Raw genomic sequence first — 21,943 nt, forward strand, 5'->3', positions numbered from 1 at the left:
ATGTCTCAGTTAAAGAAAAAAATCTCATTACATAGTAAAAATGCTGCCGAGATTTTAAAAAATTTACAAGGATTAACTGGGCTCATTTATTTAAATGACAATAACAATCCTATTATTGGCTTTCTTCCTCAACAATACATTCTTATTCAAAATAAAAATGATTTATTTTTTCAGCGTCAAAACTTTAATGAATATAAAAATATATCAAAATCGAATCAGTTATTAGATTTTATTCAACTTAAAGAAAATAATTTTAAAGAAAATAAAGATAGCGACTCGATAACAATTTTTAACGGTGGCTATATCGGTTTTATTAGTTACGATTTTGCTGCACATCAATTTATTAATACTCAAACTCATATACAGCCATCTTTATTCTTAGGCCAATATCGTTCTTTTTTAAAATATATAGATAATGATTGGTATTTTTTTAGTGATGAAGTAGATGCACTAGATCTATTCAAATACATTGAAATGAAATTAGAGAATTTTAATTCTAATAAATCTAGAAATATATTTGAATTAAAAACTTCTATTCAGCCAAGATGGTCCAAAGAAAAATATTTTGAAGCTTTTAATAAAATACAAGAATACATTAAAGCTGGAGATTGTTATCAAATTAATTTAACCCAAGAATTTAAAGCCGATTTTAAAGGATCCTTATTAAATAAAGCAGAAGATTTATGGAATCTTACTAATGCACCATATGCAGGTTATTTAAAATTAGATCAATTTGAATTATTAAGTTGTTCTCCTGAGCTTTTCATTGAATTCAATCAAAATAAACAAATTAAGACCAGACCTATTAAGGGAACCATGCCTCGATATGAGGATAGTGAAAAAGATTTTATTTCTAAACAAACTTTAAAAAACTCGAAAAAAGATCAGGCAGAGAATGTCATGATTGTTGATTTATTACGTAATGATTTGAGCATTTATGCCAATACCGGGTCGGTAAAAACAACGCAATTATTCGAGATTGAAAGTTTTAATCAAGTACATCACATGGTAAGTGAGATCGTTGCGACTCTTAAAGATGATATTAACCCTATGCAAATGTTGCTCTCTGCTTTACCAGGGGGATCAATTACAGGAGCCCCAAAAATTCGGGCAATGCAAATTATTGAAGAATTAGAAGAAGAAGCAAGAGGTGCATATTGCGGGACATTAGGTTACTTCAATTTTGATGGAACGGGTCGCTGGAATATTCTTATCCGTAGCTTTCAACAATATCAGAATCAGCTTTCTTTGTGGGCCGGCGGTGGTATTACGATTGCCTCAAATGCAGAAGCAGAATATCAAGAAAGCCTTGATAAAATCTCTGCCATGCTGAACTTAATGAACAGCACAGCAGAATAAAACTTAAAGAATATCTTGTTTTAACGTTTGCACTAAACGCATATTCTGCTCATCAGTACCCACTGTAATACGCAAAAACTGATTAATACGAGACTTATTGAAATAACGCACAATAATACCTTGTTCACGTAATTTCTGGGCGAGTTTGCCTGCATCATGGACTGAGTGTGAAGCAAAAATAAAGTTCGCTTTAGATGGCAAAACTTTAAAACCCAAGGCAGTTAATTCATCTACTAACTTTTCACGACTAGAAATAACTTTCTGTAGTTGTTCTTCAAAATAAGTCTGATCTTCAAAAGAAGCTACCGCAGCCGCAATTGCAAAACGGTCAATAGGATATGAATTAAAACTATTTTTTACAGCTTCAAGCGCCGCAATTAAATGTGGCTGAGCGATTGCAAAACCAACGCGCAAACCAGCTAATGAACGAGATTTTGAGGTTGTTTGACACACAACCAGATTCTCATAACGATTTACTAAACTCACCGCAGACTCGGCACCAAAATCAACATAAGCCTCATCTATTACCACCACCCGATCTGGATTTGCTTTTAAAATTTGCTCTATATCTGGCAAATTCATTGCAATACTGGTTGGTGCATTAGGGTTTGTAATAACAATCCCACCATTTGGTTGTATATAGTCCTTAGCTTCTATCTCGAAATTCTCATTAAGTGGAATTTCTTTAGTTTTTGTTCCAAAGAACTGACTATAAACTGGATAAAAACTATAAGTAATGTCTGGATAAAGAATCGGTTCGTCTTGAAGAAAAAAAGCTTTAAAAATATGAGCAAGTACTTCGTCTGAGCCGTTACCAACAAAAACCTGAGAAATCTCAATATTCTGTTGCTTAGCAATCGCTTGTTTTAAAGCTGTTGCATCTGGGTCTGGATATAAACGCAATGCATCAGCTTGATGGGTTAAAACAGCTTGAACTGCTTCAACTACTTTTGGTGATGGCGGATATGGGTTTTCATTCGTATTAAGTTTCAATAAATTCTGAATTTTAGGCTGTTCACCAGGAACATAAGGCTCTAATTCACGAACTTCTGGACTCCAAAAGCGCATTTGTGCTGTAGATAAAGTCATGGTCTTATCTCAAAAAAGGGCTGAAAATCAGCCCTGAGTAATAATTAAAACACTACAAGGTTTATAAGCTTATTGATAACGATAGCGTGCTGAGCGTGCGTGGGCATCTAAGTTCTCTTGAACAGCTAATATGTCGGCTGTTTTAGCTAAGGTTTTAACCCCATCTTTCGAACACATAATTAGGCTTGAGCGTTTTTGAAAGTCATAAACGCCTAATGGAGAAGAAAAACGAGCAGTTCCAGATGTCGGCAATACATGATTTGGGCCCGCACAATAGTCACCGATTGCTTCAGGTGTATAACGCCCCATGAAAATTGCTCCAGCATGACGAATATCTTCGCTCATCGCTTCGGCATCATCTAGGCATAGTTCCAAATGCTCTGGTGCAACCTGATTAATCAACTCAATTGCTTCTGCACGGTCTTTGACTAATACCAAAGCACCACGGTTTTCAATTGAAGTTCGCGCAATATCTGCCTTTGGCAGTTCATTTAAATGCTTTTCAATTGCCAACTCTACTTCATTGAACAAAGCTTCATCTGGAGTTATGAAAATAGCTTGAGCAACTGTGTCATGTTCAGCTTGGGATAAAACGTCCATTGCTAACCAATCTGCATTATTCTCACCTTCTGCATATACTAAAATTTCAGAAGGTCCAGCAATCATATCGATGCCGACTTGACCAAATACAGCACGTTTAGCAGCTGCTACAAAACGATTCCCTGGCCCAGTAATTTTATCTACAGCCGGAATTGTCTGTGTACCATAAGCTAAAGCTGCTACGGCCTGCGCGCCACCAATGGTAAAAACTCGGCTAACTCCCGCAAGGTAAGCTGCCGCAAGAACCAATGGGTTTAATTCACCATTTGGTGCTGGCACAACCATAATAATTTCAGGCACACCCGCTACATGAGCAGGTACAGCATTCATTAGAACTGAAGATGGATAAGAGGCCAAACCACCAGGCACATAAATACCGACACGGTCTAGGGGCGTAACTTTTTGCCCTAATGTATTGCCCAACTCATCTATATAAGTCCAGCTATCTTGTTTCTGAGCTTCGTGAAATGTACGAATACGCTTTGCTGCTAACTCTAGAGCATCACGAATTTCTGGGCTTAAACTGTCAAAAGCAGTTTTAAGTTGTTCTTGAGATAATTCTAAATCTGAAAATTGATGCGCAGGATGTCGATCGAACTGTTGAGTAAGCTTTAAAACATGATCATCTCCATGCTGACGAACATCAGCAATAATTTGATCTACTGTTTGCACTAAATTAAGATCATTCACAGTTTCGAATGCTAAAAGCTCAGCAAAAACCTGTTTGAAGTTCTGATCTTGAGTCGATAAACGTCGCATCAATTTACCCACAAGGCGAAAAAGAAAAAGTAAGTTTACTCTTTTTCTAAGCGCTTGTGGGCATCATCTAGCTTAACTATTGCAAAAGCATGATGGGAAATTGCTTTTAACGCGATTGAACAGCTTGCTCAAGCTGCGAAATGATTGGATTTAACAAAGTTTGTTTACGTTTAAAACTGGCTTTATTTACAATTAATCGAGAAGATACTTTGCAAATCTCTTCTAATGGCTCAAGACCATTCGCTCTTAAAGTATTACCAGTATCAACCACATCTACAATGTAATCACCCAAACCGACCAAAGGTGCTAGCTCCATAGAACCATAGAGCTTAATAACATCGACTTGTTCACCTAAGCTTGCATAATACTGACGTGTAAGATTGACATATTTCGTGGCAATTTTTAAACGACCCTTTGGATGCTCCATGCCTACTTTACCAGCTGTCATTAACTTACATTTAGCAATTTGCAAGTCAAGCAACTCATATACATGCTGAGCTCCATGCTCCATCAATACATCTTTACCTGCTACACCTATATCTGCCGCACCATTTTCTACATAGGTTGGTACATCAGATGCACGTAAAATCAAAATACGTACTTGCTTATGCGTAGTAGGGAAAATAAGTTTACGAGACTTTTCTGGATCTTCGAGCAAATTAATACCCGCTGTAGCCAATAAAGGTAACGTCTCTTTTAAAATACGCCCTTTACTTAATGCCAAGGTCAAACCATGATCAAAATTACCCATCACATCAAAATTAGGATCATCGTTTCTTACATCATTCATTAACTTACTCGCTTAATTTTGGCACCTAAACCTTGAAGTTTCTCTTCGACATGTTCATAACCACGGTCAATATGGTAGATACGATCAATTAAGGTATCACCCTCTGCAACTAAAGCAGCCAGAACTAAAGAGAATGAAGCACGTAAATCTGTTGCCATAACAGGCGCCGCCTGTAAGGTTTCAACTCCGGTTACGACAGCATCGTGACCTTCTACCTGAATATTAGCGCCCATACGTGACAATTCAGGAACATGCATAAAACGATTTTCAAAGATCGTTTCAGAGATTGTCGCGAATCCACGGCCAATAACATTTACTGCCATTAATTGTGCTTGCATATCAGTTGGAAATTCTGGATGTGGCAAAGTTCTAAAACTTACAGCTTTAGGGCGTTTGCCCAACATATCAAGTTCAATCCAGTCATCACCACGAGTGACTTCAGCACCCATTTCTTCAAACTTATCCAGAACAGACTCAAGTAATGCTGGATCAGTATGAGTTGTTTTTATACGGCCACCCGTAATTGCAGCAGCAGCTAAATAAGAACCTGTTTCAATCCGATCAGCAACAACAGCATATTCACAACCATGTAAACTTTCTACGCCAGTTACAATAAGAGTATCTGTATCAAGGCCTTCAATCTTAGCACCCATTTTAATTAACATTTGAGCAAGGTCAGTGATTTCAGGTTCACGAGCTGCGTTACGAATAGTCGTAACACCGTCTGCCAATGCTGCTGCCATTAAGATATTTTCAGTACCGCCAACAGTAACCATATCAAAAACAACTTCACCACCTTTTAAGCGACCATCAACTGAAGCATGGACATAACCATTTTCAACTTCAATATGTGCACCTAAAGCTTCTAAAGCTTTTAAATGCTGGTCCACAGGTCTTGAACCAATCGCACAACCACCTGGTAAAGAAACTTTAGCATTACCATAACGTGCTAATAATGGTCCTAAGACCAAAATTGAGGCGCGCATCGTTTTTACCAATTCATAAGGTGCAAACTGATTATCTAAAGTAGAGGTATCTGCTTTTACTGTGTCATTTTCATAGCCAATCGTTACCCCTAATCCACCAATTAGCTTTACCAACGTATTAACATCTTTAAGATTTGGGACATTGGTTATTGTAATTGGAGAGTCTGCAAGAATAGTTGCAGCAAGTAAGGGTAAAGCCGCATTTTTAGCACCAGAAATGCGCACTTCACCTTCGAGCTTAACACCACCCGTAATTAAAAATTTATCCATTAAAATTTAAGCTCCGAAAAGGCTTGCTTTACGCCATTCATCTTTGGTCATTGCACGAATTGTTACTGCGTGAACTTCCCCACTTGCAATATAAGTATTTAATGGTGCATAAACTAATTGTTGACGAGCCACTGTACGCTTACCTTCAAATTGATCATCCACAATACGGAGGTCAAATTTTCCAGCCTGTCCGCTCACCGCTACTTCCGCTACTGGGAAAGCTTCTTTTAAAATTTGAGTGAGCTGTTCACTATTCATTGCAAAGACCTCTGACACACCTAAGGGGTAAAACGGAGTATTTTACTATAACTTTTTCCAAGAATTCAGTACGTGTTTCTATTTTATCAATAAAAAAGAGGCTATCTTTCAAGCCTCTCTTAGTTTCACAAAACTTATTAAACAGAAACAGTAACTTGCGAATAAGTACATTGCATTTTACGATATCTTAATAATTGTTTTTTTAATTTTTCAGTCAATTTTTTAATTGAAGTATACATATCATCAGCGGTTGCCTGAGCAAACAACTCAACCCCAGGCAATCTTACGATAGCCTCTGCAACATGATTTGAACTGCCCTTATGAGAGCGCTTATCAATTTGATGATCTTTCGTTAATTTAATCTGCATACTGTTCACCTGATCTAGGTGTTTCGTTAATTGATTAAATTTTGATTTAATATTTTCTTCTATAGCTGGTGTAATTGCTAAATGATGTCCACGAATCGTTATTTGCATAATTCTATCCCTCACCTTTTTTAGGTTATTTAAAGAAGAACCAAAACGATTTAATGCTATCAAAAAGAAACTTAGAACAATTAAACCATTTTAGCGACTCCTCTTGGTGAAATTAAAATTTCATTATTTCGTAATAATGAATCTTTAGAATAGCCATACTTCAAAATTCAGATCAAGACTTTTCTTTCAGACGATGAAGGAATATGTAACGATTCTCGATATTTTGCGACTGTTCTTCTTGCTACTTCAATTCCCTCATCTTTTAATAATGTAGCAATTACATTATCTGACAAAGGTTTACGCGGATTTTCACTTGCTACCAGCTTTTTAATCATTGCACGAATAGCAGTGGAAGAAGCCTCTCCTCCAGAGGTAGTACCTACATGACTAGAGAAAAAATATTTCAACTCAAAAAGGCCACGTGGGGTAAGCATATACTTATTTGTGGTTACGCGAGAAACTGTAGACTCATGCAATTCCACTTCTTCAGCAACATCTCGAAGAACCAGCGGTTTCATTGCTTCAGCACCTATTTCCAAAAAAGATTTTTGATGCTCAACAATACAGGACGCCACTTTTAATAGCGTTTTATGTCTTTCATCAATACTTTTAATAAAGTTTTTTGCTTCAAGCATCTGATTACGTAAATATAAATTGTCTTCACTTTGATCTGCTCTACGAATCATACTAGAGTAAAAAGTATTAATTCTTAGTTTAGGTAATATATCTGGGTTTAGTTGAACCTGCCAATGCAAATCTTTTTTAGAAACCACTACATCGGGAATTTGATAATCTGATTCTTGTTTATCAAAGTCCATCCCTGGATACGGTTTCAATGTTTTTAAAAGATTGATTGCAAACTTCAATTGATCTTTCGTTAGACCTGTCTGCTTGAGTAATTTATTTAGATCATTTGCTATTAAAAGTTCATAATGTTGCAATAGGCTTTTTGCCTCGTTGAGATATTCAACGTCTTTCGATAAAAATTCGAGCTGTATTTTTAAACATTCTGCTAAATTACGTGAACCGATTCCTAATGGATCAAGTCTTTGAATATGCTTTAAAACAACCAAAACTTCATCTTCTTCTATCTCTTCTTCAATATCCATTTCATCCAATAATTGCTGTGATGCTAAAATGATTTCCTCTAATTCAGCATCCAAGAATCCTTTATCATCTAATGCATCAACAATACAGTAAGCAATTAATTGATCTATTTTAGAAAAGTGTAGAAGATTAACCTGTTCTAAAATATGTTCTTTTAAAGATAATTGAACTTGGCGATTATCCTCTCGCTCTTCAAACTCTGGAGTTGCCAAAGCGGTTGATTGATGAGTATAAATATCATCCCAGTCAGTATCGACTGGTAAATCATCAGGCAAATGATTTGCATTTAATTCAGTTGTTAAGTCATCTGACTCTTTACTTTCTAATGTAGACAGACTTTCTATTAATGTTTCTTCTTCTATTTTTTCAAGTAAGGGATTACTATCTAGTTGGATCTGAATTTCCTGTTCAAGCTCTAAACTAGAGAGTTGTAACAAACGAATCGCCTGCTGCAATTGAGGTGTTAACGATAGAGAATTCGCAACTTTCAACCCAACAGATAATTTCATATATTTCAGATTCCATTAAACAAGCAAAAATCATGCCTATTCAATATTTATAACATATAGTTTCTATTTATCATATATATCAGTTTAAAATTTTCAGAAGAAAAAATAGTATTTTTAAATTAAAAAGCCTTACAACAGAATAATGTTATTGAATTAATTTTTAAAAATATGTCCTCAAACAATTATAAATTTCTTTTTATTGTTGGGTATTTAAATCTTGCACCGCGATAATTTTGAACTGCATAGGTAGAAGCTCAATTTTAATTGCTCATATCATAAGCAAAGATCGAAATAATATGCAGTATTTTTAATGAAAACCACTCTAATGGTTATTTCCAAGCATAAAAAAACACCCCCAACATCAGTTGAGGGTGTTTAGAATAATGAGCTGGCGATGACTTACTCTCACATGGGAAACCCCACACTACCATCAGCGCTAAGAGGTTTCACTTCTGAGTTCGGGAAGGGATCAGGTGGTTCACTCTTGCTATGGTCGCCAGCACAACTGGTATGGATACTTGCATTGGTCTTATTGGTTGCCGATGCGTTTTCCAAATCTTTACAGATGGGCTGATTGAGTCTTACTTTAATTTTGTTCATTTTAGCTAAACATATAACTAAATCAAGTTGCTTTGCATATTAATGAATCGATTGATGCCATATATACAACTGCTTGGGTGTTGTATAGTCAAGCCTCACGAGCAATTAGTATTGGTCAGCTTCACATATCACTATGCTTCCACATCCAACCTATCAACGTCCTAGTCTCGAACGGCTCTTTAGAGGACATAAAGTCCTAGGGAAATCTTATCTTGAGGTAGGCTTCCCGCTTAGATGCTTTCAGCGGTTATCCCTTCCGAACATAGCTACCCGGCGATGCGACTGGCGTCACAACCGGTACACCAGAGGTTCGTCCACTCTGGTCCTCTCGTACTAGGAGCAGATCCTCTCAAATTTCCAGCGCCCACGGTAGATAGGGACCGAACTGTCTCACGACGTTCTAAACCCAGCTCGCGTACCTCTTTAAATGGCGAACAGCCATACCCTTGGGACCTGCTTCAGCCCCAGGATGAGATGAGCCGACATCGAGGTGCCAAACACCGCCGTCGATATGAACTCTTGGGCGGTATCAGCCTGTTATCCCCAGAGTACCTTTTATCCGTTGAGCGATGGCCCTTCCATACAGAACCACCGGATCACTAAGACCTACTTTCGTACCTGCTCGACTTGTGGGTCTCGCAGTTAAGCGCGCTTTTGCCTTTATACTCTACGCGTGATTTCCGACCACGCTGAGCGCACCTTCGTACTCCTCCGTTACTCTTTAGGAGGAGACCGCCCCAGTCAAACTACCCACCAGACATGGTCCTCGCCCCGGATTACGGGGCAGAGTTAGAACCTCAACATTACCAGGGTGGTATTTCAAGGACGGCTCCATTGGAACTAGCGTTCCAACTTCAAAGCCTCCCACCTATCCTACACAAGTAAGGTCAAAGTTCAATGTCAAGCTGCAGTAAAGGTTCACGGGGTCTTTCCGTCTAGCCGCGGGTACACTGCATCTTCACAGCGATTTCGATTTCACTGAGCCTCTGCTGGAGACAGCGCCGCCATCATTATGCCATTCGTGCAGGTCGGAACTTACCCGACAAGGAATTTCGCTACCTTAGGACCGTTATAGTTACGGCCGCCGTTTACTGGGGCTTCGATCAAGAGCTTCGCTTACGCTAACCCCATCAATTAACCTTCCAGCACCGGGCAGGCATCACACCCTATACGTCCACTTTCGTGTTTGCAGAGTGCTATGTTTTTAATAAACAGTTGCAGCGGCCTGGTTTCTGTGGCTGTCATCAGCTCAGGAAGCAAGTTCCATCACCAACAACAGCGTACCTTCTCCCGAAGTTACGGTACCATTTTGCCTAGTTCCTTCAGCAGAGTTCTCTCAAGCGCCTTGGTCTACTCGACCTGACCACCTGTGTCGGTTTAGGGTACGATTCCTGTGTAACTGAAGCTTAGAGACTTTTCCTGGAAGCATGGTATCAGCCACTTCGCTGTACAAGTACAGCTTGCTATCAGATCTCAGCATAGAGCACCCCGGATTTGCCTAAGATGCATGCCTACTTCCTTTCACCTGGACAACCAACGCCAGGCTGACTTAACCTTCTCCGTCCTCTCATCGCATTACACAGAAGTATTGGAATATTAACCAATTTCCCATCGACTACGCCTTTCGGCCTCGCCTTAGGGGTCGACTCACCCAGCCCCGATTAACGTTGGACTGGAACCCTTGGTCTTTCGGCGAACGGGTTTTTCACCCGTTTTGTCGTTACTCACGTCAGCATTCGCACTTCTGATACCTCCAGCATACTTCTCAATACACCTTCATCGGCTTACAGAACGCTCCCCTACCACTTGACTTAAAAGTCAAATCCGCAGCTTCGGCACATAGTTTTAGCCCCGTTACATCTTCCGCGCAGGCCGACTCGACTAGTGAGCTATTACGCTTTCTTTAAAGGGTGGCTGCTTCTAAGCCAACCTCCTAGCTGTCTATGCCTTCCCACATCGTTTCCCACTTAACTATGATTTTGGGGCCTTAGCTGGCGGTCTGGATTGTTTTCCTCTTGACTACGGACGTTAGCACCCGCAGTCTGTCTCCCGGATAGTACTCATAGGTATTCGGAGTTTGCATCGGTTTGGTAAGTCGGGATGACCCCCTAGCCGAAACAGTGCTCTACCCCCTATGGTATTCGTCCGAGGCGCTACCTAAATAGCTTTCGGGGAGAACCAGCTATCACCAGGCTTGATTAGCCTTTCACCCCTATCCACAAGTCATCCCCTGGCTTTTCAACGACAGTGGGTTCGGTCCTCCAGTTAGTGTTACCCAACCTTCAACCTGCTCATGGATAGATCGCCTGGTTTCGGGTCTATACCCAGCAACTAAACGCCCTATTAAGACTCGATTTCTCTACGGCTCCCCTATACGGTTAACCTCGCTACTGAATATAAGTCGCTGACCCATTATACAAAAGGTACGCAGTCACCGAACAAGTCGGCTCCCACTGCTTGTATGCATGCGGTTTCAGGATCTATTTCACTCCCCTCACAGGGGTTCTTTTCGCCTTTCCCTCACGGTACTGGTTCACTATCGGTCAGTCAGGAGTATTTAGCCTTGGAGGATGGTCCCCCCATATTCAGACAAGGTTTCACGTGCCTCGCCCTACTCGTCATCATTATGTGTGCCCTTTCGTGTACGGGAATATCACCCTCTACGTTCGCACTTCCCAGAGCGTTCCACTAAAACACACATAACTTAATGGGCTGATCCCCGTTCGCTCGCCGCTACTAAGGGAATCTCAATTGATTTCTTTTCCTAAGGGTACTGAGATGTTTCACTTCCCCTCGTTCGCCTTGCAACACTATGTATTCATGTTGCAATACCTACCTTAAAGTAGGTGGGTTCCCCCATTCAGAAATCTCCGGATCAAAGGATATTTGCCGCCTCCCCGGAGCTTATCGCAGGCTATTACGTCTTTCATCGCCTCTGACTGCCAAGGCATCCACCACATGCACTTAATTACTTGACTATACAACCCCAAACAGTCGTTATTACCTACAAGGAGTAATAAGACATGATCAATGATTCCTCATCAATCTCTTACAGTTTGAAGTACTGTGTATTTAAACACTGTACAGCTTCAATCTAATTCATATACCAAAACGCTTGATTCAGTTAATTTGCTAGTTCTCAATGAATTCCAAGATTAGAATTACTTCTTCTCTTTTCATTATTGAGTGAACAATTTATTTCAGACTCAATTTTGCCAATCTGTTAATGAATAAACATGCCTTCGTCAGGTCATGCTTAATACCGTGATACTTAAATCACAGAAGTTAATAAACCAAGATCTAAATCTTTATTTACTAATTTCTGTAATCCGAACTTCTCTTAAGTTCTGGTGGAGACTAGGAGAGTCGAACTCCTGACCTCCTGCGTGCAAAGCAGGCGCTCTACCAACTAAGCTAAGTCCCCAGCTTACATCATCAGTTATGTATCTTTCTGTCTATAACCTTAATCAGTCAAAGTCATGGTGGGTCTGACAAGACTTGAACTTGTGACCCCACGCTTATCAAGCGTGTGCTCTAACCAACTGAGCTACAGACCCTCAGATACATCTATGAAGAACAACTTGTTGTGGATTCTTACCAATCGTCAATCTTTCGTTAAGGAGGTGATCCAGCCGCAGGTTCCCCTACGGCTACCTTGTTACGACTTCACCCCAGTCATCGGCCACACCGTGGTAAGCGTCCTCCTTGCGGTTAGACTACCTACTTCTGGTGCAACAAACTCCCATGGTGTGACGGGCGGTGTGTACAAGGCCCGGGAACGTATTCACCGCGGCATTCTGATCCGCGATTACTAGCGATTCCGACTTCATGGAGTCGAGTTGCAGACTCCAATCCGGACTACGATCGGCTTTTTGAGATTAGCATCCTATCGCTAGGTAGCAACCCTTTGTACCGACCATTGTAGCACGTGTGTAGCCCTGGCCGTAAGGGCCATGATGACTTGACGTCGTCCCCGCCTTCCTCCAGTTTGTCACTGGCAGTATCCTTAAAGTTCCCGACATTACTCGCTGGCAAATAAGGAAAAGGGTTGCGCTCGTTGCGGGACTTAACCCAACATCTCACGACACGAGCTGACGACAGCCATGCAGCACCTGTATGTAAGTTCCCGAAGGCACCAATCCATCTCTGGAAAGTTCTTACTATGTCAAGGCCAGGTAAGGTTCTTCGCGTTGCATCGAATTAAACCACATGCTCCACCGCTTGTGCGGGCCCCCGTCAATTCATTTGAGTTTTAGTCTTGCGACCGTACTCCCCAGGCGGTCTACTTATCGCGTTAGCTGCGCCACTAAAGCCTCAAAGGCCCCAACGGCTAGTAGACATCGTTTACGGCATGGACTACCAGGGTATCTAATCCTGTTTGCTCCCCATGCTTTCGCACCTCAGCGTCAGTGTTAGGCCAGATGGCTGCCTTCGCCATCGGTATTCCTCCAGATCTCTACGCATTTCACCGCTACACCTGGAATTCTACCATCCTCTCCCACACTCTAGCTAACCAGTATCGAATGCAATTCCCAAGTTAAGCTCGGGGATTTCACATTTGACTTAATTAGCCGCCTACGCGCGCTTTACGCCCAGTAAATCCGATTAACGCTTGCACCCTCTGTATTACCGCGGCTGCTGGCACAGAGTTAGCCGGTGCTTATTCTGCGAGTAACGTCCACTATCTGAAGGTATTAACTTCAGTAGCCTCCTCCTCGCTTAAAGTGCTTTACAACCATAAGGCCTTCTTCACACACGCGGCATGGCTGGATCAGGCTTGCGCCCATTGTCCAATATTCCCCACTGCTGCCTCCCGTAGGAGTCTGGGCCGTGTCTCAGTCCCAGTGTGGCGGATCATCCTCTCAGACCCGCTACAGATCGTCGCCTTGGTAGGCCTTTACCCCACCAACTAGCTAATCCGACTTAGGCTCATCTATTAGCGCAAGGTCCGAAGATCCCCTGCTTTCTCCCGTAGGACGTATGCGGTATTAGCATTCCTTTCGAAATGTTGTCCCCCACTAATAGGCAGATTCCTAAGCATTACTCACCCGTCCGCCGCTAAGTGATAGTGCAAGCACCATCACTCCGCTCGACTTGCATGTGTTAAGCCTGCCGCCAGCGTTCAATCTGAGCCATGATCAAACTCTTCAGTTAAAAATCATTTTGCACCTTATTAAAGACAAGGTGCCAATTCTGGCTCATCAATTTTCTGACTTAAATTTCGCTCAAATAAACTTCGAGTAATTTAAACCAATCAATCAATGATAATATTTCGATCAATCAATCAGTAAAAATCCACACAAGTTGTTCTTCATAATCTCTTAATGATCTTCTTACTGGTTCGTCACCAGCAAGCTAGGTCGGCTATATTACTCTTAATCTCTTAAAAGTCAACAGGTAATTTCGATATTTTTAAAACTTATTTCCAAAACCAACTTCTCATCAAATCTATCACTTAAAGCAATCTACTCAATTCCAAGTAACTGTTTTTCAACAAGTTTCTATCTGCATCACCGCCGATGGATGTGCATTATAGACCATTAAATCTCATTGGCAACCCCTTTTTTAAATTAATCATATCGCATGGCTGTTTTTTAACCTTTTTAGCATATTATCTATATTATTTGATCAATTTTACATTGATAATAGGTTATCAATTTTGTATTAAAACATATCTCCACCCAACTGCACATTAAGTATTAGCCTAGCTGGTGGTTAAGGAATTATATGAATTATTCTAATTTAATTTTATTAAGCGTGTTATCTGTAGGTGTTTGCACCTCTATATATGCTCAAGAAAGCACTATAAGTGAATCTCCTACTGCTAACTCATCAGCAGAAGTTGGATCTCATCATCTTCGATCACAAATTATTAATGATTTAAAAAACATTAAGGTTAAAGATTTAAGAATAAATGCAAATGCAGCACAACCAGATCCTGTAAAAGATCCTTTGCAGTCATTGAACCGTCCAATTTATTCTTTTAATGACATGTTGGACCGAAACTTTTTGCGTCCTGTTGCAGTTCAATATAAAGAAAAAACACCAGAAGACGTACGCGGTTCTTATCGCCAGTTCCGTAAAAACCTAGGAGAACCATGGAATGCTGTTAACCAGCTTATTCAAGGCCGTCCAGCTCGTGCAGCAAAAACTTTAGGTCGATTTACAATTAATACCTTAACTACTCTTGGTTTGGCAGACCCAGCCAGCCGCTTAGGTTTACCAACTGAGGAAGAGAATTTTGGTGTAACTCTTGGTTACTATGGTGTGCCTTCTGGTCCATTCCTTATGCTGCCATTTTTTGGGCCAAGTACTTTACGTGATGGTTTTGGTTTGGCAGTAGATGCTCAAGCTCGTCCACAAAAATATGTTATGGATGATCAGGAGGGTATTTATTGGTCAAGCAATCTGTTACAAGCTGTTGATACCCGTGCTCAATATCTGGACTTGGATCAGACTTTACAGGGTGATCAATACGCTATGATTCGAGATTTATACCTCCAGCGTAAAGCATTCCAGATTGCAGAAAAAAAGGGCGACTCAGCTGATGTGTCTTTCATTGATGATGATTCACAAGATGCACCAGATGAGAATCAAAACCCTTAAGATGAAATAAAGGTATTGCTTGGATTGAGAGTTCGGCAATACCTTGATTTTGGTCATACATACTCTATGATGAATAAAGTGATCATATAAAAGGACTACCATATCTTCTATGTATTTTATTAAACCGACACGCTCTATCCCTTATTTAGAGCAAGCTTTGGATAAACTGCCGGGCTTACAAGTCATTAACATAGATGATTTAGATTTATATGATCCAACCATCATTGCAATTGCAGATGTACAGGATTTCCTGACTTATAAGTGGAATTTACCCACAGTGGTCATTGCTTTTGAGCACGAAGGTACCGCTTTAGCTCATGCATGGGAAGCAGGAGCTCTTGCAGGTTGGGTATGGAATCAGCTACCTAGCGATTTAAATAAAGCACTCTCAAGAATTGATGCTCAATATAAGCGCAATCAAGATAGTCGTGATTTACCTTCAGCTGCTGAACTACAAAAACGATTATTACCCAATCCAATTGATTTATTAAATTATGAAGTCGAAACTTTCTTTCAGCCTTCGGCATATCTTTCTGGAGATTGGTACGACTATTGGAAATTAAATGATAAAGAGGTTTTATTTTATCTTGCCGATGTTTCAGGCCATGGCGTAACCAGTAGTTTGTTAACATCATGGATGGCAGCTTTCCATGGTCGGTCAAAAACACCAAGACAATTAATTAAAAAATTAAACGGAATGTTGGTTCAAGAAAATATTGAAAAGCATATTACGATTGTGGTGGGTATTTTAAACCTTGAAACGCATACTCTTCGCTGGTCAAGTGCTGGGCACTATCCCCCTCCTATCATTTTTGAGCCTAATCAAGCGCCTAAAATTCTAACAACGAGCAGTTTCCCATTAGGTTTAACTGACGAACTCGAAGTTGAAGAGCACATTTGTACATTAAATCGCCATGCGCGCTTCATTGTTTGCTCAGATGGAGCCCTTGAACCCTTTGATGGTGGTTTGAATGATCAGTTCCAACAATTGGTCCATCATTTGCAAAATCAATCATTTCAAGCACCCGATCATGTGGCCGATGATATTGCCATCTTTAGTCTTTGTCGAATGAATTAATTTACGAATCAATTATTTACATAATATACGACCTAAGGACTCTTGAGTCTGAGATAGCACTATGTGATAATTTTTCTATCCTTCTCTGAAAATGGCATTTATATGTCAACAGGTCATGTTGAATATGCAAGTTTAAATGGAACGCATATTTTCAAACTTATTGGTGAAGTGCGAGCCCATTCTTGTATAAGTCTAGACAAACTTTTAAACAGAATTGAACAGCAAGAGAATGTTGTTGGTGCAATCGTTGATTTAACCCAAACAACATTTATTGATAGTACTGTATTAGGCATCCTAGCCAAACTAGGTTTAAAGCTGAAACAGGCTCATCATATTCAAGCTGTGATGCTATCTACCAATCCAGATATCACAACCTTAGCCAACAGTATGGGGCTAGGGCAGGTTTTTGTCATTTTGAATTATTGTGGTGATCCTAATGTTTGCACGTTAACGTTAACAGATGAACAAATCACTCATAATGCAATGCTAAAAACTGTTCTCGATGCACATAAGACATTGATGAAACTCAATGCAAACAATCAGAATATGTTTGAACCACTTGTGAAGCAGTTACAGAAAGAACAAGATACGCTTGAACAGGTATCGGACAAGCAAAATGCCTGACTTCCACCATTAAGCCGGATTAGAATATGACCCTCGTTTCTGTTGCTCAAATGAACTCCCAAGATGATATTGAGAATAACTTTCAAATCATTGAGTCTTTGATTCAACAGAGCAAGGCGCAAAATGCCAGTTTGATTGTTTTCCCCGAAAACTTTGTATGTTTTGCTGCTGGAAAACAACGTGAAACTGCTGAGCAATTCGAATCTATTCAACAAAGGCTTGAGAAACTAGCACATCAATATCAAATCTGGATTGTGGCCGGTACCTTACCTTGTCCATTCCGTCCAGATGGATCTACGATTCAAGATGGTCGCGTCAGAACCGTTAGCCTCTGTATTAGCCCTGAGCGTACAGAAGCACGTTATGACAAGATTCATTTATTTGATGTACAAGTTGGTGATGCGGTCGGTGGTTATCAAGAGTCTCGTTTCTTTGAACCAGGAACAGACGTCGTAGTCACATCTACTCCTTTTGGCAATATTGGCTTAATGGTATGTTATGACTTACGTTTTCCAGAGCTTGCTCTAACGCTAAGACAACAAGGCGCTCATATTCTTACTGCTCCTGCTGCATTTACCTACACAACAGGACAAATGCACTGGCAACTTTTGCTACAGGCTCGAGCGATGGATAGCCAATGTTATGTTTTAGGTGCAGCACAACAGGGCTGGCATGGTGAAAAACGACAAACCTGGGGACACTCTGGGGCAACAGATAATCGTGGTCAAATTTTAAGTATGATTGAAAATGAAGGGAATGGTTTAATCACTGTGCCCTTTGATTTAACAGCACAAGATCTCGTCCGCTCTTCAATGCCTCTAATGACACACCGTAAATTAATTCACTATTAAAAGTTTAATTATTCATGTGGAAATACTTATTTAGCTTTTTTTGCTTGGGGGCAAATATTCATTGTTATGCAGAGTTTGGTACAACGAATCATTTCGTTTCACCACCCGCACAGCTCAAATCAGATATTCTTCCCTCTACTCCTAAAGATATTCCTTTGCCTGCATTTGGCCAAAGAATAATTGGATGGGGAACGGGCGCAGAAGGTGCAAGACAACGTTTAGAAAACATTCAGCCAGCAGATGTTTCTATGATTAAAAAACAAGGAACAACGCTTGAGATGATCACTGCTTGGCAAGATTTTTATGAACAAGAGCAACAACGTAGTGTAAATAATCCTACTGCTAAATATCGTGCACGTTTGATGAAAAAAATTGCAGACCTATGGTAGGCACTTTTATCTAAAATATTTTTATCTTATGGAATAATTGATTCAATTATTCCATTTTTTATGCTCCTTAATTTATTTTATTCATAACCTATTCTTATGAACATTTAAGAAACTGAATAGAACACGATATACTACAAAAGCAATATTAGTTTCTTTGAGGAAGATATGGACCAAGACTGTCAAAACTTAAAGCTTGAGAATCAACTATGTTTCCTCGTCTATTCAACAAATTTAGCCCTTAATCAGCTCTACCGAAAACTTCTAACGCCTCTGGGTATTACTTATCCTCAATATTTGGTGATGTTAGTTTTATGGGAGCAGGATGAAGTGACTGTTTCAGAAATTGGTGCCAAGCTTTTTTTAGAATCATCAACTCTCACCCCTATTCTGAAAAAATTAGAAGCCCTACATTTTCTTCACCGCACTCGCTCAATGAAAGATGAACGCCAAGTTATTATTACGCTAAGCGATGAAGGAAAAAAATTAAAAGATCGAGCAATGAATATTCCAGCCGAAGTATTAGACGCAAGTTCATGTGATATGACAACACTACTGGGCCTAAAAGATCAACTTACTAAACTCCGTACAAACCTAGTCAAATAAACAGCAATTTTTTCAAAAAATATACTTGTCAAAATAATTAAGTCGTGTACGATATATTTGTATTCAATTTATTTTAGGAATAAAAACGATGTCATTAGAAAAAGTTGTTTATCGTGCAAAAGCTAAAGCAACCGGTGGTCGTGATGGCCGTGCAACCTCATCAGACGGTGTTTTAGATGTACAACTTGGTGTCCCTAAAGAAATGGGTGGCGCTGGCGGAGCTGTAACAAATCCTGAGCAATTATTTGCAGCGGGTTATTCAGCATGCTTTTTAGGAGCTTTAAAATTTGTTGCAAACCGCGATAAATTTAATATTAGCAAAGATGCTTATGTAGAAGGCGAAGTAGGTATTGGTCCAATTCCTACAGGTTTCAGTATTGAAGTGACTTTAAATGTGTACTTGGTTGGCATGGATCGTGAAGAAGCTGAAAAATTAGTTGCAGCAGCTCATATTGTTTGCCCGTATTCAAATGCAACTCGCGATAATATTGATGTGAACTTTAATATTGTGACCGAGTAATTTTTTAAGTTTTAAAAAATGCCCGAATCTTATCGGGCATTTTTATTGCTCATTACAAATTAGACTTCACTTGCTTCATTGGTTACTCGAAGCACTTCTTCGAGTGTAGTTTTACCTGTAAGTACTTTGCGTAAACCATCATCACGGATAGAACCAGAGTACTGACGAGCATGATTTTCTAATTCATATTCAGCCGCATTTCCATGAATCAGACGGCGCATAGGCTCATCAACAGGCACGATTTCATAAATAGCCGTACGCCCATTGAAACCTAAGTGAGAACAGTGATCACACCCTTGAGCCTGTGGTAACTTCAACAAAGATTCACTATGAATATGCTGGAATACCTGTCTTTCGAAAGTATCCGCTTCACGCCATGTCATACAATGTTGACATAAAGTTCGAACCAAACGTTGAGCAACAACCCCAATTAAGGAGCTCGATAGTAAAAATGGTTCAATCCCCATATCTTTAAGTCGGGTGACCGCGCCAATAGCTGTATTGGTGTGCAGTGTAGATAAAACCAAATGACCCGTTAACGATGCTTGTACTGCAATTTCAGCAGTTTCCAGATCACGAATTTCACCCACCATGACTACATCCGGATCTTGACGCAACATTGCCTTTAAAGCACGAGCAAAAGTCATATCCACTTTAGTATTGACTTGTGTCTGCCCAATACCTTCAAGTTGATATTCAATCGGGTCTTCGGCTGTCAAAATGTTACGCGTATTGTCATTTAGATCAGATAAGGCTGCATACAAAGTGGTCGTTTTCCCCGAGCCTGTAGGACCTGTTACTAAAATAATGCCATGGGGACGATGCACGAGTTGGGTTAAACGCTCATAATCATTTGCCATCAGACCCAAATGGATCATATTAAGACGACCAGCTTGTTTATCAAGCAAACGCATTACAACCCTTTCACCATGTGACGATGGTAAAGTCGAAACACGGACATCCACTTCACGTCCAGCAAGACGTAAAGAAATACGACCATCTTGCGGTACACGCTTTTCTGCAATATCGAGTTTTGCCATGACTTTAATACGTGAAACCAGTAAAGGCGCCAACTCACGGCGTGGCTGTACAATTTCACGTAATTGACCATCTACACGTAATCGTACAGATAATTTCTTTTCAAAAGCCTCGATATGAATATCTGACGCGCCAACTCGAATTGCTTCAGAAAGAAGTGCATTAATAAGACGGACAATAGGCGCATCATCTTCTTGGTCCATCAAATCTTCTGTTTCTGGCACCTGATCGGCCAAGCTTAATAAATCAGGATGATCTTCTAAACCTGCTGCAACTTCTTGCGATTCCCCTGTATCTCGCGCATAACTTGTACTAAGCAGTGCATTAAATTCTTGTTCAGTGCATAACTGATAGTGGGCTGGTTTTCCTAAAATTCGTCTTGCTTCCTGCAATGCAATTTTTTCAGTATTTTGACGTCTAATAATAAATACTTGATCACCGTCATAACGAAATAAAACACCATGACGCTTGGCAAAACTATATGGAACTTGTATTTGTTTCAATATTTGCATCACAATTTATAATGATGAGTAAGATGATTTTGAGTGTACTCTAAGCAGATTACAGCGTGAAGTCTGTTTAACAACTCGGTAGAGGAATTTTACGTCTTGTTTGAAAATAATGAATATCAGCCTCGCCCCCAGAATTCCTTAAAATGGTGGGGAGAACAGCGCTTTGAAATTAATCAGTCTAAAGCATGGCAATTCGGTTCAATGCTTTTTCGTCTAACGCGCGGTATAAAAGAATGGCGTATCGAATATTATCGCCCATCTCTTCAAGACGATAATGAGCAAGATTGGCACCCAATCGCAGATCCGAATTTTGCCTTTCCGCATACTGTTCAAGTAGAACGCTACATGTTTCGGAAAACTAATCCGGAATTTTTACTTATGCCACGACTGGCAGACCGTTCAGTAGTAATTAAACCCGTTGATCCTATCTACATTCCAGCGGGACAACGTGGAACTCTCTATATTAGTACACCACTATGGATTGCTGGTTTGGTTGAAAGTCAGCATGAGCCTCTGTTTGAGATTCCCCTAATTCAGCCCAAAGATACATGGTTTGGTCCAAATGCCCAGCAAGGTGAAATTTGCTATGCCACTTCAGTAGATGGACGTACCGATTTGAACCTGTTAACACCGCGTGCTTTTCGTGCTGTAACCCCAATTGATTTTCACAATACCAGTAATCATCAATTGCGTTTTGACCGCATGAATGTACCAGTTACCGCCCTGCCTCTTTTCTATAGTGAAAGTACGGGGCGTTTATGGACTTCTCAAATTAAAGTTTATTATGAAGGCTCTGATCGCCCCGCACGCATTCGTATTGAAAACCGCACTCCACCACTTGCAGGTGAAGTGACCTATGTTCATCCGCCACGTTCACCTGGTGGTGCATTATTCAATATGTTTGATTCATTCTTTTAAG

At 40.1% G+C, this 21,943-nt stretch carries 17 protein-coding genes, 2 tRNA genes and 3 rRNA genes; 9 read left to right on the forward strand and 13 right to left on the reverse strand.

The features are described from left to right. A complete protein-coding gene (locus tag AC2117_RS15485) occupies positions 1 to 1,359 on the forward strand; it encodes an anthranilate synthase component I family protein (protein ID WP_133975283.1) in 1,359 nt (452 codons plus the stop codon). 3 nt (positions 1,360 to 1,362) lie between these two features. Here AC2117_RS15485 and hisC read toward each other — a convergent pair whose 3' ends face one another. From hisC to AC2117_RS15545, 12 genes are all read right to left on the reverse strand, one after another. Further along, positions 1,363 to 2,448, reverse strand: a complete 1,086-nt coding sequence (hisC, locus tag AC2117_RS15490; protein ID WP_133975285.1) for a histidinol-phosphate transaminase — start codon at positions 2,446 to 2,448, stop codon at positions 1,363 to 1,365. Between the two features lie 69 nt (positions 2,449 to 2,517). After that, positions 2,518 to 3,807: a histidinol dehydrogenase gene (hisD, locus tag AC2117_RS15495; protein ID WP_133975287.1), complete on the reverse strand. Its 1,290-nt coding sequence runs from the start codon at positions 3,805 to 3,807 to the stop codon at positions 2,518 to 2,520. Between the two features lie 106 nt (positions 3,808 to 3,913). Further along, positions 3,914 to 4,597: an ATP phosphoribosyltransferase gene (gene hisG / locus AC2117_RS15500; RefSeq protein ID WP_003655841.1), complete on the reverse strand. Its 684-nt coding sequence runs from the start codon at positions 4,595 to 4,597 to the stop codon at positions 3,914 to 3,916. Beyond that, the gene (gene murA, locus AC2117_RS15505) at positions 4,597 to 5,853 is read right to left on the reverse strand and encodes a UDP-N-acetylglucosamine 1-carboxyvinyltransferase (protein WP_005043032.1); all 1,257 of its coding nucleotides are present in this window, start codon (positions 5,851 to 5,853) and stop codon (positions 4,597 to 4,599) included. The genes hisG and murA overlap by 1 nt, the downstream gene beginning before the upstream one ends. Before the next feature lie 6 nt (positions 5,854 to 5,859). Beyond that, positions 5,860 to 6,111, reverse strand: a complete 252-nt coding sequence (ibaG, locus tag AC2117_RS15510) for a BolA family iron metabolism protein IbaG (protein ID WP_004794487.1) — start codon at positions 6,109 to 6,111, stop codon at positions 5,860 to 5,862. Between the two features lie 137 nt (positions 6,112 to 6,248). Beyond that, positions 6,249 to 6,587: a ribosome hibernation-promoting factor, HPF/YfiA family gene (gene hpf / locus AC2117_RS15515; protein WP_133975289.1), complete on the reverse strand. Its 339-nt coding sequence runs from the start codon at positions 6,585 to 6,587 to the stop codon at positions 6,249 to 6,251. A gap of 167 nt (positions 6,588 to 6,754) precedes the next feature. Next, positions 6,755 to 8,203: an RNA polymerase factor sigma-54 gene (locus AC2117_RS15520; RefSeq protein ID WP_133975291.1), complete on the reverse strand. Its 1,449-nt coding sequence runs from the start codon at positions 8,201 to 8,203 to the stop codon at positions 6,755 to 6,757. Positions 8,204 to 8,589: 386 nt separating this feature from the next. Beyond that, positions 8,590 to 8,704 (reverse strand): 5S ribosomal RNA (gene rrf, locus AC2117_RS15525). A gap of 183 nt (positions 8,705 to 8,887) precedes the next feature. Further along, positions 8,888 to 11,781 (reverse strand): 23S ribosomal RNA (locus AC2117_RS15530). A gap of 370 nt (positions 11,782 to 12,151) precedes the next feature. Then, positions 12,152 to 12,227 (reverse strand) — tRNA-Ala (locus tag AC2117_RS15535). A gap of 56 nt (positions 12,228 to 12,283) precedes the next feature. Then, positions 12,284 to 12,360, reverse strand: a tRNA-Ile gene (locus AC2117_RS15540). 59 nt (positions 12,361 to 12,419) lie between these two features. After that, positions 12,420 to 13,957, reverse strand: a 16S ribosomal RNA gene (locus AC2117_RS15545). The 16S, 23S and 5S rRNA genes sit together here with 2 tRNA genes alongside, the layout of an rRNA operon. A gap of 573 nt (positions 13,958 to 14,530) precedes the next feature. On the opposite strand from AC2117_RS15545, the gene AC2117_RS15550 reads away from it, so the two are divergent. From AC2117_RS15550 to AC2117_RS15580, 7 genes are all read left to right on the forward strand, one after another. Further along, positions 14,531 to 15,409, forward strand: a complete 879-nt coding sequence (locus tag AC2117_RS15550) for a VacJ family lipoprotein (RefSeq protein WP_227549209.1) — start codon at positions 14,531 to 14,533, stop codon at positions 15,407 to 15,409. 109 nt (positions 15,410 to 15,518) lie between these two features. Beyond that, positions 15,519 to 16,487 carry an RsbU family protein phosphatase GigA gene (gene gigA / locus AC2117_RS15555; RefSeq protein WP_005302479.1) on the forward strand — a complete coding sequence of 323 codons (969 nt, stop codon included), beginning with the start codon at positions 15,519 to 15,521 and terminating at the stop codon, positions 16,485 to 16,487. A 102-nt stretch (positions 16,488 to 16,589) separates the two neighbouring features. After that, positions 16,590 to 17,111 carry an anti-anti-sigma factor GigB gene (gigB, locus tag AC2117_RS15560; protein ID WP_042895044.1) on the forward strand — a complete coding sequence of 174 codons (522 nt, stop codon included), beginning with the start codon at positions 16,590 to 16,592 and terminating at the stop codon, positions 17,109 to 17,111. A gap of 26 nt (positions 17,112 to 17,137) precedes the next feature. Continuing rightward, positions 17,138 to 17,962 (forward strand): carbon-nitrogen hydrolase family protein, encoded by an 825-nt coding sequence (locus tag AC2117_RS15565; protein WP_133975293.1) that lies wholly within the window; start codon positions 17,138 to 17,140, stop codon positions 17,960 to 17,962. A gap of 14 nt (positions 17,963 to 17,976) precedes the next feature. Continuing rightward, entirely contained in the window at positions 17,977 to 18,351 is a 375-nt protein-coding gene (locus AC2117_RS15570; RefSeq protein ID WP_133975295.1) for a DUF4951 domain-containing protein, read from the forward strand. 165 nt (positions 18,352 to 18,516) lie between these two features. Then, the gene (locus AC2117_RS15575; RefSeq protein ID WP_133975297.1) at positions 18,517 to 18,954 is read left to right on the forward strand and encodes a MarR family winged helix-turn-helix transcriptional regulator; all 438 of its coding nucleotides are present in this window, start codon (positions 18,517 to 18,519) and stop codon (positions 18,952 to 18,954) included. An 88-nt stretch (positions 18,955 to 19,042) separates the two neighbouring features. Then, complete coding sequence (locus tag AC2117_RS15580; RefSeq protein WP_042895035.1) at positions 19,043 to 19,474, forward strand: organic hydroperoxide resistance protein; 432 nt, start codon at positions 19,043 to 19,045, stop codon at positions 19,472 to 19,474. 59 nt (positions 19,475 to 19,533) lie between these two features. Here AC2117_RS15580 and gspE read toward each other — a convergent pair whose 3' ends face one another. Next, positions 19,534 to 21,024: a type II secretion system ATPase GspE gene (gene gspE / locus AC2117_RS15585; protein WP_133975299.1), complete on the reverse strand. Its 1,491-nt coding sequence runs from the start codon at positions 21,022 to 21,024 to the stop codon at positions 19,534 to 19,536. 96 nt (positions 21,025 to 21,120) lie between these two features. On the opposite strand from gspE, the gene AC2117_RS15590 reads away from it, so the two are divergent. Then, complete coding sequence (locus AC2117_RS15590) at positions 21,121 to 21,942, forward strand: hypothetical protein (protein WP_016139202.1); 822 nt, start codon at positions 21,121 to 21,123, stop codon at positions 21,940 to 21,942. The last annotated feature ends 1 nt before the right edge of the window (position 21,943 follow it).

It is taken from the genome of Acinetobacter calcoaceticus (assembly GCF_900520355.1).
Classification (GTDB): domain Bacteria; phylum Pseudomonadota; class Gammaproteobacteria; order Pseudomonadales; family Moraxellaceae; genus Acinetobacter; species Acinetobacter calcoaceticus_C.